9 protein-coding genes and 4 pseudogenes are annotated in these 16,370 nt (G+C 49.9%); 9 read left to right on the plus strand and 4 right to left on the minus strand.

What is annotated here, in order from left to right; all coding sequences use genetic code 11:
* Positions 1-44: 44 nt before the first annotated feature.
* Positions 45-1,387, minus strand: a pseudogene (locus JCM11969_RS13810) (MFS transporter).
* A 691-nt stretch (positions 1,388-2,078) separates the two neighbouring features.
* Between JCM11969_RS13810 and ilvD the strand changes: the two are divergent.
* The 7 genes and pseudogenes from ilvD to JCM11969_RS13845 all read left to right on the plus strand — a co-directional run bounded on the left by ilvD (position 2,079) and on the right by JCM11969_RS13845 (position 11,990).
* A pseudogene (gene ilvD, locus JCM11969_RS13815) lies at positions 2,079-3,828 on the plus strand (dihydroxy-acid dehydratase).
* 21 nt (positions 3,829-3,849) lie between these two features.
* Positions 3,850-4,190 (plus strand): annotated as a pseudogene (locus JCM11969_RS13820) (metal-sulfur cluster assembly factor).
* Positions 4,191-5,023: 833 nt separating this feature from the next.
* Positions 5,024-6,004, plus strand: a complete 981-nt coding sequence (locus tag JCM11969_RS13825) for a bile acid:sodium symporter family protein (protein WP_054712060.1) — start codon at positions 5,024-5,026, stop codon at positions 6,002-6,004.
* 237 nt (positions 6,005-6,241) lie between these two features.
* Positions 6,242-7,510 carry an MFS transporter gene (locus tag JCM11969_RS13830; RefSeq protein ID WP_082409386.1) on the plus strand — a complete coding sequence of 423 codons (1,269 nt, stop codon included), beginning with the start codon at positions 6,242-6,244 and terminating at the stop codon, positions 7,508-7,510.
* Between the two features lie 18 nt (positions 7,511-7,528).
* Positions 7,529-7,840, plus strand: a complete 312-nt coding sequence (locus tag JCM11969_RS13835; protein WP_054712062.1) for a metal-sulfur cluster assembly factor — start codon at positions 7,529-7,531, stop codon at positions 7,838-7,840.
* 875 nt (positions 7,841-8,715) lie between these two features.
* A complete protein-coding gene (cas9, locus tag JCM11969_RS13840) occupies positions 8,716-11,247 on the plus strand; it encodes a type II CRISPR RNA-guided endonuclease Cas9 (RefSeq protein WP_054712064.1) in 2,532 nt (843 codons plus the stop codon).
* Positions 11,193-11,990 carry a hypothetical protein gene (locus JCM11969_RS13845; protein WP_156319376.1) on the plus strand — a complete coding sequence of 266 codons (798 nt, stop codon included), beginning with the start codon at positions 11,193-11,195 and terminating at the stop codon, positions 11,988-11,990. The genes cas9 and JCM11969_RS13845 overlap by 55 nt, the downstream gene beginning before the upstream one ends.
* Positions 11,991-12,054: 64 nt before the next feature.
* Here the strand turns inward: JCM11969_RS13845 and JCM11969_RS13850 are convergent, their stop codons facing one another.
* The gene (locus tag JCM11969_RS13850; protein WP_054712068.1) at positions 12,055-12,306 is read right to left on the minus strand and encodes a type II toxin-antitoxin system Phd/YefM family antitoxin; all 252 of its coding nucleotides are present in this window, start codon (positions 12,304-12,306) and stop codon (positions 12,055-12,057) included.
* Positions 12,307-13,449: 1,143 nt separating this feature from the next.
* On the opposite strand from JCM11969_RS13850, the gene lepB reads away from it, so the two are divergent.
* Complete coding sequence (gene lepB, locus JCM11969_RS13855) at positions 13,450-14,040, plus strand: signal peptidase I (RefSeq protein WP_054712070.1); 591 nt, start codon at positions 13,450-13,452, stop codon at positions 14,038-14,040.
* A 48-nt stretch (positions 14,041-14,088) separates the two neighbouring features.
* Here lepB and JCM11969_RS13860 read toward each other — a convergent pair whose 3' ends face one another.
* Positions 14,089-14,379 carry a HigA family addiction module antitoxin gene (locus tag JCM11969_RS13860; protein ID WP_054712072.1) on the minus strand — a complete coding sequence of 97 codons (291 nt, stop codon included), beginning with the start codon at positions 14,377-14,379 and terminating at the stop codon, positions 14,089-14,091.
* An 11-nt stretch (positions 14,380-14,390) separates the two neighbouring features.
* On the minus strand, positions 14,391-14,618 hold the full coding sequence (locus JCM11969_RS17260) for a type II toxin-antitoxin system RelE/ParE family toxin (RefSeq protein WP_169790386.1): 228 nt from the start codon (positions 14,616-14,618) through the stop codon (positions 14,391-14,393).
* Positions 14,619-14,906: 288 nt separating this feature from the next.
* Between JCM11969_RS17260 and JCM11969_RS13865 the strand changes: the two are divergent.
* Positions 14,907-16,234: pseudogene (locus JCM11969_RS13865) on the plus strand (C1 family peptidase).
* The last annotated feature ends 136 nt before the right edge of the window (positions 16,235-16,370 follow it).

The following is a 16,370-nucleotide window of genomic DNA, read 5'->3' on the forward strand; positions in this document are numbered from 1 at the left end:
AAAAAACGTCACCGGAAATTCATCCAGTGACGCTATTCATACCATTATTTAGTGAAATCAACTTCCTTAGTTTCCTTGGTAGTCAGCAACGAGATCAACGCTGCAACCGCCATGACACCTAGGTAGCGCCGACGGATTGGATACCCCAGTTAGTCGACAGCCAGGTGGCAATGGTTGGCGCAAAAGCAGCACCGACAATGGCCGCAACGTTATAGGAGATCCCAGCACCGGAGTACCGAACTTTTGTGGAGAAGAGTTCTGGTAACACGGCGCCGACTGGTCCAAAGGACGTGCCCATCAGAATGAAGCCGACGATCAAGAAGGTCATGGCGCCGGCAACGTTGTGCTGACCCTGTAAGAGGTAGGGGAACGCAAAGGCGAAAACGACCAGCAGCGATGAGGCCGTGATCAGGACGCGGCGGCGCCCCAGCTTGTCAGCAAATTGAGAAGCAACCACTATCATGACGGCAAAGACCACGATGGCAGCCATCAGCATCAGCAAGTATTCCTTATTGGAGAACCCAAGCGTTGTTGTCGCATAGGAGAGTGACCAGGTGGCTAGGGTGTAGAACAAGGTGTATGTAACAGAAACGATGAAGGTGCCTTGCAGCAGTTGACGCCAGCTCGTTTTGAACACCGTTGTCAGCGGTGACTTGGTGACCGTCTTCTTTTCCTGCGCTAACCGGAATAGTGGCGTTTCCTGCATCCGTTCCCGAACCCAGAAGCCAACGATGACGAGCAGTGCTGAAGCTAAGAATGGGATGCGCCAGCCAAAACTGATCATTTGGGCGGGCGTCAAGACGGATTCCAAAATGAAGAAGAGTCCGTTACTTAAGAAGAACCCAAGCGGGGCGCCCAATTCTGGAAAGGCCCCATATAATGCCCGTTTATTTTCGGGGGCGTTTTCGGTTGCGACCAGTGCGGCACCGGACCACTCACCGCCTAGGCCGACACCTTGAATGAACCGGCAGGCACACAGTAAAATAACTGATCCAAGGCCAAGTGTGGAATACCCTGGCAACACACCGATGAGCACGGTGGAGCAGCCCATCAGTAATAGGGACACGATCAAGGTGTTCTTTCGGCCGATCTTATCACCGAAGTGGCCAAAGACCAACGATCCTAACGGGCGAGCAACAAAAGCGACGCCGAATGTTAACAGACTCAGCAGGACGGCAATGGTCGGGGTAACTTCCGGGAAGAAGACCTTGGGAAAGTACGCTGCAGCAGCGGTCCCGTAAGCGTAAAAGTCGTAAAACTCAATGGCGGTTCCGATCATGGACGCGAAAATAACGGTTTTGACAGAATCACGGGCTAGGGTTGCGGCTGGATTGGTCTTGGCAACGGGCGCCACGGATTCGACGGATGAAACATCAGTATCTTGCATAGGTATCGCCTTCCTAACGATTAATTTAGTTTTTTGAAACACTGAAACGGATAAGTTGTAGGTGGCACCTCCGATTGAATCTTCCGGTTCAAACAAAAAAGCCAAGAGCTTAACGGCCCTTGGCTTGTACCAAACAGGGCCCGCAATGTGCGGGCACTCAAAATGTCCCGCATCTTAGTTAATAATAATGTGGGCAATAATCATAATTTGAATGGCAAAAACTGTTTGGTTTGGCATTTGTCTGTCCTCGAATTCCTAGAATGGTTGTTAGCTTAGCAGAGATAAAATTAAAAGTAAATGAGAAAATTTTATATCGGTTAAATGAGCAACCCGGTATTTTTGAGGCATAAGTGGTACAAAAAGAAATCACTGGTGACGAAAATTATTTTTAATTAGGTTGAACCCTGGTCTTAAATTGGACTCAATTAGACGATCGTTTGAATATTACCTGAATAGTACACTAAATTGAGACGATTATTCGGATTTAACAATCATTTTTAAATTTAATTGTCCCAAAATCAGACAAGTGTAAGACCTTGTGATGACTTGTTTTTAACGCACCCTGAGACAAAAAATCGTGGTTATCGCATCTTAACGTCCATTGACAAATTAAAATCTCATGATAAAATTCATAATAATTTGAATAGTCATAGTTTCCTCGTTCAAATAATTTGTTATTGGAGGTATGGAAATGAGTGATACGTTAAACTTTAAGGTTAGCGGCGACGATATGCAAAAGCGTAGTGATGAGATCACAGTTGGAGTCGATCGAGCGCCGGGTCGTAGTTTGCTATACGCTACCGGGATGGTGAAGAACCCGGAGGATATGAAAAAACCCTTCATCGCAATTTGTAACTCCTACATAGAAATCGTGCCTGGGCACGTGCACCTTAGAGAATTAGCCGATATTGCCAAGGAAGAGATTCGCAAGGCTGGCGGGATTCCATTTGAATTTAATACCATTGGCGTCGATGACGGGATCGCCATGGGCCACATCGGAATGCGGTATTCGTTACCAAGCCGGGACCTGATTGCTGACTCAGCCGAAACGGTGATCAACGCCCACTGGTTCGACGGCGTGCTCTACATGCCAAACTGTGACAAGATCACGCCCGGCATGTTAATGGCGTCGCTGCGGACGAACGTCCCATGTACGTTTGTTTCCGGTGGTCCCATGAAGGCGGGCTTAGCGCCAGATGGCAAAGCAGCTAATCTATCGTCCGTTTTTGAAGCCGTTGGGGCGTTCAAGGACGGCAAAATGAGCAAGGAAGACTTCCTCAAGCTCGAACAAAACGCCTGTCCATCCTGTGGTTCCTGTGCCGGGATGTACACCGCTAACTCAATGAATTCACTGATGGAAGCTCTCGGGGTTGCCTTACCGTATAACGGAACAGCCTTAGCTGTTTCTGATCAGCGACGCGAATTGGTCCGCCAAGCTGCTCGGCAAGTCATGGTCAACGTGAAGAACGACTTGAAGCCGCGCGACATCATCACCAAGGACGCCTTGGACGATGCGTTTGCGTTAGACATGGCCATGGGCGGTTCCACCAATACCGTTTTACACGGGTTGGCCATCGCGCACGAAGCCGGCATCGACTACAGTGAACGCGACATCAACGAAATTGCTAAACGCACGCCGCATTTAGCCAAGATCGCACCATCGTCCGTTTGGAACATGGAGGACGTCCACGCTGCCGGTGGGATCCCCGCCATTATGAACGAACTTATCGAAAAGGGGTGCCTGCATTCCGACCGCATCACCGTCACCGGTAAGACCATTCGAGAAAACGTCGCTGGCGCACACACGCTCAATCCAGAAGTCATTCGACCACTGGATAACCCGTACTCAGAACAGGGTGGCTGTCCGTGCTCTACGGCAACATCGCCAAGGACGGCTCAGTCATCAAAGTGGCCGGGGTCGATCCCGACATTCACAAGTTTGTCGGTACTGCCATCTGCTTTGATTCCCATGACGCTGCCGTTGAAGGCATCGATAACGGAAGCGTTAAAGCTGGCAACGTCGTGGTTATTCGCTACGAAGGGCCAAAGGGTGGTCCCGGCATGCCCGAAATGCTGAACCCAACCTCCGACATCATCGGCCGCGGGTTAGGCCGCACCGTTGCCCTCATCACTGACGGGCGGTTCTCCGGTGCCACTCACGGTATCTGTGTCGGCCACGTTTCGCCAGAAGCCGCTTCCGGTGGTGAGATTGCCTCATCCACGATGGCGACCAGATCACGATCGACCTGACCAACCGGACAATGGACGTTGACGTTTCCGACGCTGAGTTTGCAGAACGGCGAAAAGAGTTGAAGCCGTTTAAACCAAAGGTCCGCTTCGGTTACCTGGCGCGGTACCAATACCTGGTGACCTCAGCCAACACTGGCGGCGTCATGTTAGGGGCCGATGAACTCTTCGGCAAGGAAGACGACGCGGACTAACGCAGAAAGGTGGCGTTCACCATGGCAGAAGAAACGAGTACCGCTACCGATACGACTGCTGAGTTACAGGATCGGATGATCGACGCACTGCAATCCGTTATTGACCCGGAACTCGGCATCGACCTCGTCAATCTTGGACTAATCTACGGCATGAGTCTGACAGACGGCGTTGCCACAGTCACCATGACACTGACCACCGTTGCTGTCCCATCTCACAAGTGCTTGAAAACATGATCGGCACCGCGCCTGAGAAATTACCCGAAGTCAACAACGTCAAAATCGACATCGTTTGGGAGCCAGCCTGGTCGCCCAGCAAAATGAGCCGGTATGCTCGCGTGGCGCTTGGGTATCATATGGGGTGATTGTGGGTACAAGTGCGTTCCGTTCTGCGATTTGGCACTCCGTTGTGGTGGCTCGCGATGAAGCTAACTCGATTTCCGCTGCGCGGCTCTCGAGTGGATCTTCATCGTCTCGCATATCACTAGGTGGCCGAAACCCTCGCCCACCAAGTGATATCGACACCACAACTCCGTGCCAAATCGCGCCACTTCACTCACGTAACCGCAACTAAGGGCACGTTAGCCAAGCACCACATGACAGTTAGCTCAAGTACGAAGCTTATCCGCCCGCGACTGCGATTAAGACGATGTACTAGTAACGCGTTTCTGTTGCGTTACTGGTTCTCAGTGCAGGGCGGCTGTAAGTCAACGATTCGGTTGTTTTCCCGCAAATATCAGCGGAGTGGAGCCGGTCGGCATTGCAGGCTGTGGTGTCGGTATTAGTTAGCGACCGTACTTTGGTCGGTTACTAATACGGGAGACGTAGGAGATCCTTGAATTTCTGAGAGGAAATTCAATAGCTCCGAAGCGACCCACTTCAGCCTGCAGAGCCGACCGGCGTAACGCAGCGACAAGTACAACGCAGTGACAGTACAACGCAATACAGACAAAACAAACATAGGCATATTAGTTAGTGCATCAGACACAAGTGTTCTGTCTTCACTAGTAACACGGAGACGTTGATTTTTCTCGTTTACATTGTGGAAACGTGTTCCACAAGCCAACTCCCTACTGTGTAAAGCAACTTTGCCAGAAATTCAGAACCGGAATTTCCGGCAAAGTCGCCTTACACTCCGGGAGTTACCCGGCTTGCGCCACACTCTCCACCTTGACATACATAAAAAGGGGTTTACATTATGAATAAAATCGAAGCTTTCGGTAAGTGGTTAGGGAAATATTTCACCGTTATCGTTATTATTTGGGCCGCGTTTAATTACTTATTACCGGCAACGAGTACCTGGGTCGTTCCAAATACCTCGTACTTACTGGGCATCATTCTGTTTGGGATGGGGTTGACGTTGAAGGGTGAGGATTTCGCTCGGATCGTTAAACGGCCAGTGCCGGTTATCTTAGGAACGGTGGCGCACTATGTGATCATGCCGTTTATCGCGTGGTTACTTTGTCAGATCTTTCAGCTCTCCGGTGCCACAGCCGTTGGGGTTATCCTGGTCGGGTCCTGCCCAAGCGGGACGTCATCAAGCGTGATGGCCTATCTGGCTGGTGGTGACGTTGCGTTGGATGTGTCCATTGAAACGTTATCCACGTTGCTGGCACCGATTGCGCTGCCGGGATTACTGCTGCTGTATGCGGGCAAGTATGTTGCCATTCCAACGCAATCCCTGTTCTTGAGTACGATCCAAATCGTTTTGGTACCAATCATCCTTGGGGTTGTGATTCACTCGATCTTTGGCAAACGCATTGATACCATCACCCGCGCACTGCCGTTGATCTCACAATTAGCCATCCTATTGATCATCGGAGCCGTTGTTTCAGCTAACCATGACGGGTTGTTTACCGCCGCTACTGCTTTGGTTATCCCCGTTGTTATGTTGCATAATCTGTCTGGTTACGGGCTCGGGTTCTTGTTCTCCAAACTCATTCGGTTGAAGGATCCGCAACGCAAAGCCATCACTTTTGAAGTCGGGATGCAGGATTCTAGTTTGGGTGCCACGCTTGCCATGAAGTACTTTGCACCAGCTGCCGCCATTCCATCGACTATCTTCAGTATCTGGCACAACATTTCTGGTTCCATCCTGTCGTCATACTGGCGCGGTCGGACGGAACGCAAGGCTGGCACTGCCCAACAGAGCAGCTCCACAGCACCTGCTGGTCGGTAGATCAAAGTTAGCTAAACTGAACGCCAAGCGCTTCTCAAACGAGATGATTGCTTAGCGTTCTTTGTAGTCATTGATGGCCAGCAGTTTATAGTGCGGCACTATCGGAATTGCAAAAAACTCATATTGTTTTCATCATCGACAAGCGTAAAATGAAAGTAATCTTCGCATCCAAACCAAGCACCACCACATAGCAGCGTCAAAACGGTGCGGATGCCGTACATAAAAGCAGGTGGACACGTGAAAAAGAGTAGTAATTGGCAGCGTAATTTGTATTTTCTGTGGGTCGGGAATTTTATGACTGGGATGGGGTTTTCAATGACCATGCCCGTCATTTCCCTCTATGTCGCGTCGTTGGGGCACTTTACGACGTCGCAACTGAATCTGCTGTCCGGGTTTGCGTTTGCCATCACCTTCCTGGCGAAGGCCATCGTTTCCCCGTATTGGGGCAAACTCGCTGACCAGTATGGCCGTAAACTGATGTGTTTGCGTGCGTCACTTGGGATGACGATCACCATTACGGCGTGCGGCTTCGCGCCAAACGTCACGATTCTGATTATTTTGCGGGCGATTCAGGGCTGCTTCTCCGGGTATATCAACAACGCGAACGCCATTGTGGCCGCTAGTGTGCCGATTGACCGAAGCGGGAAAGCGTTGGGGACGTTGGCAACGGGGAACGTTGTCGGTACCCTGGTCGGCCCACTACTAGGTGGGGCGTTGGCCAGTTCATTTGGCTACCGCGGGTCGTTCTTCGTTGCCGGGGCCATGATGCTGGTGGTCTTCTTGATGACGATGTTCTTTGTCCACGAAGACTTTACTCCGGTGGACAAAGTGCAGCTCCAACCCATGAAACAGGTTTTTCATACCCTGAAATACCCAATGTTGATCTGGGGATTGTTTATCACGACCCTGGTCATTCAAGCAGCCAATATGTCGATCACGCCGATCATTAGTCTGTTGATCAAACAGCTGATGCACCATGGCGGCCAAGTGGCAATGGTCAGTGGGGTGATCTCATCGCTGCCTGGGGTAGTGACGCTGATCTTCTCACCAATTTTGGGAAGTTTAAGCGACCACATCGGCCCTGAAAAGGTGCTGGGTGCCGGACTAGTTGCGGCAATCGTGTGTTTCATTCCAATGAGTTTTGCCCAAAATGTTTGGCAACTCGGTGTTTGGCGGACGTTGCTTGGTGTTTCGGATGCCGCAATGCTGCCAGCAATTCAAACCTTGATGACCCACTATGTACAAGATGCCTTTGGTCGAATCTTCAGCTACAACCAGTCGTTTCAGGCGATGGGCAGTGTTGGCGGTCCAATGCTGGGTTCCGTCGTCGCCAACGCGTTTAGTTACCAGGGCGTGTTCATGATGACGGCCATTCTAGAAGGGTTTAACCTGATCTTCTTGGTGCCTGCAACCTGGGCGCTGGTAAAAAATGGCGGCACGATTCGCGAACAGCAACGGGCGCAAGCTAAGCAGCAACAATTGGCAGCTAAAACCGTGCACAATTAACCGACTGGAGGCAGGCGAATGACAACTGACCGCTTTACTGAAAAGACCATGACCGCATTGGCGACCGTGATCGATCCGGAACTTGGTGTGAACCTGGTTGCACTCGGATTGATCTACGACGTCACGTTAACCAAGGGTGATTGTGTCATCACCATGACGCTGACGATCGCTGGTTGCCCACTGACGGAATACCTGTATCAAGCAATTACCAAGGTCTTGATGACCCTACCAGAAGTGAACACGGTTCACATCAATCTTGTGTGGGAACCCGCTTGGTCGGTCAATAAAATGTCACGGCAGGCAAAACTAGAACTGGGCATTCACGGCTAGCGTACGAGTGATAACTAAGGTTAAAAAATAATTAAAAAATTAGTAAAAACGGGTGACTTTCTAATCTATCTTTCGTATAATAACCAAAAGCGCTTGTACAAGCGCCAAACTTACTTTGTAGGATTAGTAAGGATACCATGATAAGGCGATTTTATATCTGCCGTACAGCTCTAGCCCCTATTCCTTCAATATCGAAGGTGGGGGCTATCTGTTTATCTTGGGTCTTTGCTTGACTAGGGTAACGCATTGTTAATGGTTCGTTGCATTCCACATACACAGAGCTGACTTTATTCTTTAGTTAAGTATGGCGATAGCAATAAACCAAGTTCGAAGAGACTCCGCACTCGACTGCTGATAAGTTCATCGACAGCGATACTTCGGCATTGGTGGACTTGCTAGCAATGGCCAGTTAACGAACACCTACCGTTATTATGAAGTAGAAGTCTTCAATCTGCAGCTTAGTGGAAAAAGTCGACGATAATGGAATCATTTCATAGTGGTGATATGTAACAGAATGAGTGCTTAACTTTGAAAATGCGTTGGAAGTACAGCTCAGGTTATACATAGCAGCAATTGGCAACACGAAGGATACACTTTTGAGATATCCAGTCAGATTTGAATAGTAGGAAAAATGCACAGACAAAAGCGTTACTTAGACGGCACCATAAAGGCAGTCAAGGGCGGATAATACACAAACTGGCACTTCTGAGCGGTAGGTACTAAGCTAACCTCAGTTATGTCAGCACTGTGAGCGAAGTGCAGTGATTTGGGCACGAAGCAGTGGAGCCACCACAGCTTCCAGTGCCCAAATCACGGAACGTAGCGCCATTATCCACCAGAAACAGATTGCCCGCTTCAAAAGAAAGAGGTGGCATATGGGGGTTTTACTGAGTTTGAACATTGATATTGCGGCGGTGGGCTACGCGGTGTTGCAGACGGATGAGCGGGGGAAGCCTGAGCGCATCTTGAAACTCAACACGGTGCAGTTTACGCCGGCGGAAAATCCAAAGGACGGCGCGTCACTGGCATTACCAGCACGACAACGCCGCCATGCACGACGCTGTAACCGGCGCACCAAATTCCGGAAACAGCGGGTTAGACAGTTATTTCTTAAGTATGGGTTGTTGACGACCGCGGACATGACGGCCTACTTTAATCAGCAACTGCAACCAGCGGACATTTGGCAGCTGCGGGTTCAGGGTCTGGACGGAGAATTGACGAGTCGTGAGTTGTTTGCGGTGCTGTACTATTTGGCCGGTCACCGCGGCTTTAGGTCTAATGCGCGTTCGGAGACGACTGGTCAATCACCAGCTGAGTTAGGGCGACTGTTGCAGTCGATTCAGGCAACGAAGCAGGTCTTTCAAGCGGGTCATTACCGGACGTTTGGCGAGATGCTGGTACGCGACCCGCGGTATCGCGCCTGTAAACATAATAAGGATTACCAAGCAGACTATTTGGTGCATCCGTTGCGCGAGTGGATCGTGTCGGAGGCGCGGTTGATCATCAATCACCAGCGCCAAAGCGACCCGCGGCTGTCACGGGCGTTTCAGAAAGACTACATAGCACTACTTAAGAGCCAGCGCGACTTTGATACGGGACCGAGTGCCCCGAGCCGCTTTGGCGGGAATTTGATTGAGAAAATGGTGGGCAATGACCCGCTGAATGCGTGTGAAAAGCGCGCGGCAAAGGCCACGAGAACCTATTGCGAGTTTAAGTTAATGAAAACGGTAAACGATATCCAGTTAGTGGGCGGCGACTACCGGGGCCTGACGGCGTTGGATGTCAGTCAGCGCCACTGCCTCTTGGCCCTGGCCCGGCAACAGCAGCGACTTGATTTCTACCAGGCTCGGCAGGCGCTTAATTTACCAGCGGAAGTCAGGTTTAATCAGGTCGCCTACCAGGACGAACCGGTTAAAAAGGCCGAAAAACACACTGTTATCGTTGATTTTAAGGCAATCAATGAGATTCAAACGGCGCTTGGCAGCAGTTTGTACGCCGACGACACCGATCTGATCGACCGGGTGGGCACCATCCTCACCAATTACTCGAGCGACCAGTCGAAACAACAAGCACTGGAAGAGCTCGACGTGTTGTCTGACGAAGAGATCACGCGATTGGCCGCCCTCAATTACACGTCGTACAGCCAGTATTCGTTAAAAACGATGCGGCAGCTTTGGCCGTTTCTGTGGCGCGGGCGCAGTTTCGCAGTGTCACTTGAGACAGCGGGGTACGGTCTAAACGACCAGCGACTCGACCGCGTCGCCCTCTATGATCAGCTGACGAATCCGGTGGCTAAGCGCGCCGTTGTCATGGCGCTCAAGGTGGTCAAAGCCGTTCAAGCTGCCTATGGTCATCTGGACGCGCTTCGGTTTAGCGTGGCGCCAGCGATGACCCTGCCGTTTCAAAAACGCGTCGATGCCAACAAGCGCCAACAGCAGACGGTGAAAGCTCACGAGAAGTTAGTGGCAACGCTGAATCAGTTAGGCATTCCGGCAAACGGTGAAAATATTTTGAAGCACCAGCTGTTTACCGAGCAGCAGGGTATTGACCCCTACACCGGTCAGCCCATTGATCCAGAACGGTTGTTTAACGATGCGTACTACCAGATCGACCATATCATCCCGTATTCGGCTAGTTTCGATGACCGCTACTGCAATAAAGTGGTTACGGCAACGGCCAATAATCAGCAGAAGGGCAACCAACTGCCACTTGCATTTCTACATAGTGAGCACCACCAAAGATTTATCGCCTGGGTCACCGACACCATCACGTCGTATCGCAAACGGCAACACCTGCTTAAGGCGGAAATTACCGCTCGTGATCAGTCCCGTTGGCGCACGCGGCACCTTGGCGATGACCGTCAATTCAGTCAGTTACTCAGTCGTTATTTTACACAAAATTTGCGTTTCCGGGCCGGCTATCAGGAACCCGTTGCGGCTGTGAGTTATCCGGCAACAGCCAGATTGCTGCAACGGTTCAGCGTGCCGCTGCCCAGTGAATCAACACTGCGGTACGCCGCTCAAGCCGTCGTCACGGGGTGCTTCACACCAGCGTATATTGATCTGCTGGCCACCTATAGTACGGCGCGGGAGATCAGCCACAACGAAGCCCTGTGGTCCGCTTTCAGTCAGTTGACCGACAGCGATGGGCAGCTGAATCCAAGTTATCTACAAGTGAAAAATCAGGTGCCGCTGCCCTGGCCAGACTTTCGTGCTGAACTCACCGGCCGATTGTCTGATGATCCGGCAACAACAATGATTCAACGCAGTTGGCACACCTATCAACATCGTGAAATTACCCACTTAAACCGGTTTTCGCAATCCGGGCACCGCACCACAGTATCGGCGGTGAAGTGCATAAGGAAACGGTGTTCTCACCCAAGCATTATGACCAAACGGGGGAAGTGACCCAGCGCGTTGCCATCAGCAGTCTGAAACTGGCAAAGAATGGCGACCAGATTACCGGCGCTAAAGGGATCTATGCGTTAGCGCCTGATGGCAGTAATCAGGTTGTCTACACGGCAGTGAAGGTGGCACTAACAGCCAATGGCGGCAGCGGCAAGCAAGCATTCCCGGAAAACCAGCTGGTCATTTCAACGGGGTCGCAGGACATGGTCGTCACGAAGGTCAAGGTGACCAAGAAGGCCACGCTGCTGACGCCGGTTCACCAGGGACGCGGGGTCGCCAGCAACTCCCACATGGTTCGCGTGGACATCTACCGCAACGCCAAAGGATACGCTGGCGTGCCGCTGTACCCGGCTGATTTTAAGCAGGCAGCGTTGCCCAACCGCGTCATCACCGCCCGCAAGCCGCATGACCAGTGGCAGCTGGTCACGGCCAACGACGCCTTCATCTGCGCCCTATACCCTGATGATTCCGTCCACATCGAACGGCAGCACCCGATCCGGTTAAAGTATCCGGATGGGCACACCGATGAGGTCACCAGCCTCGACTGTTACTTTGGCAAGATCAATATTTCAAACAACAGCGTAACGTTTAAGGCCCACGACGGCAGTTACGTCATTCAAGAAGTGGCGCTGTCGAGTTTGGATACGCTGCAGCTGTATCAGCAGGATTATCTTGGGAACCGCCATTTAGTGCGTTCGAAACGGCGGGCTGATAAAACGAGTGCAATGGTGAAGACGCGTTAATAGTCATCACAAAAAAGGTACGTCAGTGTAGACGTAACCTTTTGTCGCGAGTCTGATGTTATTTTTAAAGCCTCGAGCGTTTTTTACTTTCAATATCAGCGATTTGCTGTCTGCCGCGGCGAATCTTTGCCATAAGTGCTGGATTGCTTAGGATTCGCATTGTTTCGACCATGCAGTCATAGTCGTTCTTGGACATTAGAACTGCGCTGTCTGAGTCGTCGTGGTTGGTGATGAGAATCGGATCTGCATTTGCGGTGAGTTGGGTGAGATAGTCGTCTAGGTGGTTGTTGATGGTTTCGAGTGGGACGGTTTGCATGGGTGAGCCTCCCTTGGGTGTTTAGTGTTAGTTTATCGGATGGTTTTGAAAGAGGCAATTGGTTAGGTTTGGAGCGGTTCTCTTTCCTATTGCCGAAACGTGTTCAGCGGGGCTGCCCCCGGCCATATAACAAGGCACCATCAAAATCCAATCGGGATTTTCGATGGTGCCTGTTATATTCTGGGGGCAAAACGCCCCACTTCACACTCTGTAGGATTAGTCAGGATACCATGACTAAAATAGCCAAAAGTTTGGTTGGAATTATTGTAGAAAACGAACAGGGGATTGTCAAGGCAGTCTTAGATGTTAAGACACCGGTTTTACACGTTTTTACGTTTATTTTGACGGTAAATGTGCTATGCTAATACTAAAGAAATTATGAGCACCAAACTGTTTTCGGCACCATCAAGCAATAGGACATTTAAAAGCGTCACTGACATAAAGTTGCCGGTGACGTTTTTTACTGCAGTTGAATAGCAACGGATGTTTTATGATGGACAGTTCTGTTACATAGTTGTTAGCTGAGTCAAATATACGGAACAATCCCGCTTCGTTGCGCCGTTCGGCCCTGCCTGCGGAACACGTTTCCGCAATATACACTAGAAATTCAAGGATCTCCTACGTCTCCCATGGTCGTAACCGACCCAAGGACGGTCGCTAACGACCACCGACACTACAGCCTGCAATGCCGAACAGCTCCAATACGCTACGATCCTTGTACTAGTCACCATGGAATTGAACTGTAATAAAAGATATCATAAAACTTTTCAATTAAGTGTTACAGTTAGCCAGCACATTCTGAGAAGTATTGCTGTCAATGACCTTATTAGCAGTCGAGGGCGGATTCTCCGCAAGCTAGTTTTAACGCTATTGTGATACTTAACGAAATGAAAAATTCTGCTCAACATCAGTGGAACGCAGCAATTTGGCACGGAGCTGCGAGCCACCACACGGAGTGCCAAATTGCGGAGTGCAACGGACTTCAGGCATTATCTATATAACATTTTGACAACAAAACCCCTAAGATTTGTCAAAACCACCTGTAATGTTTGCGTGATACCTGGCAAATAGAGTAATATAGGACTGTTATAATAGAGAAAAATGTGACCCTAACACACTTGTGTTAAGGGAAGGGGTAGAAGAATGAAAGCACTTAAAGAGATCCTTAGCTGGATCGTGCCAATCGCCATTGGGCTGATCGTTGCGTTCGGGCTTAAGACTTATGTCCTGTCACCTGTCCGGGTGGATGGACCATCAATGGAACCGAACTTAACCAATAACGAACGTGTGTGGATGTTTAAACAAGAAAAGATCAAGCACTTGAGCGTCATCGTGTTTGATGCGCACGGTGAGGATCCGGAAGCTAAGCCGGGTACCGACTACGTGAAGCGGGTCATCGGCCTGCCAGGGGACACCGTTGCCTTTAAGAACAACACCCTCTACGTGAATGGTAAGAAGGTCAACCAAAGTTTCATCAGCAAGAGCCAAGCCACAGGCGGTACCGGTAGTGCTAACTGGACACTGGCCTCGTTAGCCAAGCAGTACGGTTGGGGTAAACACGTGACGAAGGTGCCAAAGAACGAGTACTTCGTTTTAGGGGATCACCGAAGCGTGTCTAACGATAGTCGTTACTGGGGCTTTGTCTACAAGAGCAAGGTTGCTGGCGTTGTGAAGGTGCCTGCATGGACGGGGACCAAGACGGAACGGCATAATATTAACAGTCTAGGATATTAAAATAAAAAGCGGCAGGTTCGGTTAAACGAATCTGTCGCTTTTTTTGTGTTATTGTGGCTGATACTGCTTGATGCCATTATAAACTTTACTGTTTTTTTCTTTGGCATTTCGGATATCAATATCAGTTTGTAGATCAAAAAAGAAACGCTCTGAAACACCAAAGAACTTTCCAAGTCTAACAGAAGTGTCTACTGAAATAGCGCGTCGATCGTGTAAAAGATCTTGAATTCTTGAGGTTGGGACTTGAATTGCCTTAGCGATTGAATAGGCTGACAAATGTAACGGGTCCATAAATTCTTCCTTCAAAATTTCACTAATTTTAGGTGTTGGTATTCTCATTTTTATATCTCCTATCCGCGATGATAATCTACTATTTCTACTTGAGTAAATTCATTATAGTTTTCAACTGAAAAGCAAATACGATACTGACGATTTATTCGAATGCTGTAGTCTTGCTTATTATTACCGACTAAGCGTTCCAAATGATTTGCGGGCGGTACTCGTAAATCGTTGATATTAAATGCATGATCAATTATTAGTAGTTTACGTAATGCGATCCGCTGTATACTTTGTGGCAACTTTGTTGAGCATTATTGATAGAAAATTTTTCTGGTTTCTTTATCGGCAAAGTTCTTAATCATAATAAATCACTATTTAAGCTCCTAAGTATTTATTACAACTCATATCATACACGTATTATGTGTACATGTAAAACAATCAGATTCCAATTTGATTTAGTTCGATATTGGGTTGTTATTATATATAGACGAAAATGTATTGATTTTAATTTTTAATTCTTAAATTAAATCAGATATAAATACTTGGTGTAAAATAGACTCACCATTATCATCCAAGGAGGTTATTCAATGACAACAACACCCAATGCACCACTGACACAAGACGATTTTTTGGCCTTTCATCAAGACCTTGAAGGCCAGCCGGCTGCTGATGTGATCAGTCGAGCCGTAATGAACAACGGCGTCAACGCGGCTTCACAGGACCCGCAGGCACAGACGCGGTTGAACCGGACGTTCTCCGTTGAGGTCCCCACTGGCGCTGTGACCAACCAGAAACAATCTGGCCGCTGCTGGGAATTCTCTCTGTTGAACACGCTGCGGCACCAGTTGCGACAACCCACAAGGTCAAGGACTTTGAGCTGTCACAAAACTACCTATTCTTCTGGGACAAGGTCGAGCGCGCCAACATGTTTTACCAACACATTATTGAAACGGCCGACCGCCCCGCCGACGACCGGGAAGTGACCTTCTACCTGAAGATGGCTGGAGGCGACGGTGGTCAGTGGGCCATGGCAGCCGCCCTCGTGCAAAAGTACGGCGTGGTGCCAAGTTACGCCATGCCGGAGACCTACAACACGGAACATACGAGTGCGTTTGCGACGACGCTGGCACTGAAAATGCGCCGGGATGCCGTTGTGTTGCGAGACATGGTGGCCCAACAAGCGACGGGTGCTGATCTAGCGGCTGAACGCCACGCCATGGTCAGTGAAGTCTATCGGATGGCGGCCTATTCATTTGGCGAGCCGCCGACCAGCTTTGATTTGGAATACACGGATGACGATAAGAAGACGCACCGTGAGCCTGGTCTGACGCCGCAGAACTTCTTCAAGGACCAATTTGACGTTGATTTGGACGACTACGTGGTGGTCACCAACTCACCAGACAAGCCGTTGAATAAGCTGTACCGGTTAGCCAGTCAGGAAAACATCGTGGGCGGCAAGCAGATCCAGTTCCTGAATGTCGACATGGAGGTCCTCAAGAAGACGGCCATTCAACAGCTGCAGGACGGTGAAACGATCTGGTTCGGTAACGATGTGCTCCAGCAGATGAGTCGCGAACAGGGCTTCTTGGACGCTAATCTGTACCGGAAGGCAGAGCTGTTTGGTATCGACCTTACCCTCAGCAAGGCCAAGCGGTTTGAATACCACGAGGCAGAGGTGACCCACGCCATGACGCTGACAGGCGTTAACCTGGTGGACGGCCAACCGAACCGCTGGAAGGTGGAGAACTCTTGGGGCGAAAAGAACGGCGAGAAGGGTTACTTTGTGATGACGGACGACTGGATGGACCAGTTTGTGTACGAGGTCGTCGTGCATAAGAAGTACCTGACGGATGCCCAACAAGCGATTTTGAAAGACAAGCCAATTGAATTGGCGCCTTGGGATGCATTGGAGTAGAGAGTGTAGGAAAACGGGAGGAAGCGGAGTGTAAGCCGACTTGACAGAAAGGCCCGAACCTGGCCTTTCTGTCAAAGTCGGCTTACATGCAGCTTTCTGTTTTCCGAAACTCGTTTCGGCTCGAGGACAGAGAACC

The sequence above is a fragment of the Secundilactobacillus paracollinoides DSM 15502 = JCM 11969 genome (genome assembly GCF_001311135.1).
In the GTDB taxonomy this organism is placed as follows: domain Bacteria; phylum Bacillota; class Bacilli; order Lactobacillales; family Lactobacillaceae; genus Secundilactobacillus; species Secundilactobacillus paracollinoides.

Excerpts from the sequence above, each read along its gene's own strand:
- JCM11969_RS13825 (WP_054712060.1), top strand. The coding sequence starts at position 5,024 with ATGAATAAAATCGAAGCTTTCGGTAAGTGGTTAGGGAAATATTTCACC.
- JCM11969_RS13835 (WP_054712062.1), top strand. The coding sequence starts at position 7,529 with ATGACAACTGACCGCTTTACTGAAAAGACCATGACCGCATTGGCGACC.
- cas9 (WP_054712064.1), top strand. The coding sequence starts at position 8,716 with ATGGGGGTTTTACTGAGTTTGAACATTGATATTGCGGCGGTGGGCTAC.
- JCM11969_RS13850 (WP_054712068.1), bottom strand. The coding sequence starts at position 12,306 with ATGCAAACCGTCCCACTCGAAACCATCAACAACCACCTAGACGACTAT.
- lepB (WP_054712070.1), top strand. The coding sequence starts at position 13,450 with ATGAAAGCACTTAAAGAGATCCTTAGCTGGATCGTGCCAATCGCCATT.
- JCM11969_RS13860 (WP_054712072.1), bottom strand. The coding sequence starts at position 14,379 with ATGAGAATACCAACACCTAAAATTAGTGAAATTTTGAAGGAAGAATTT.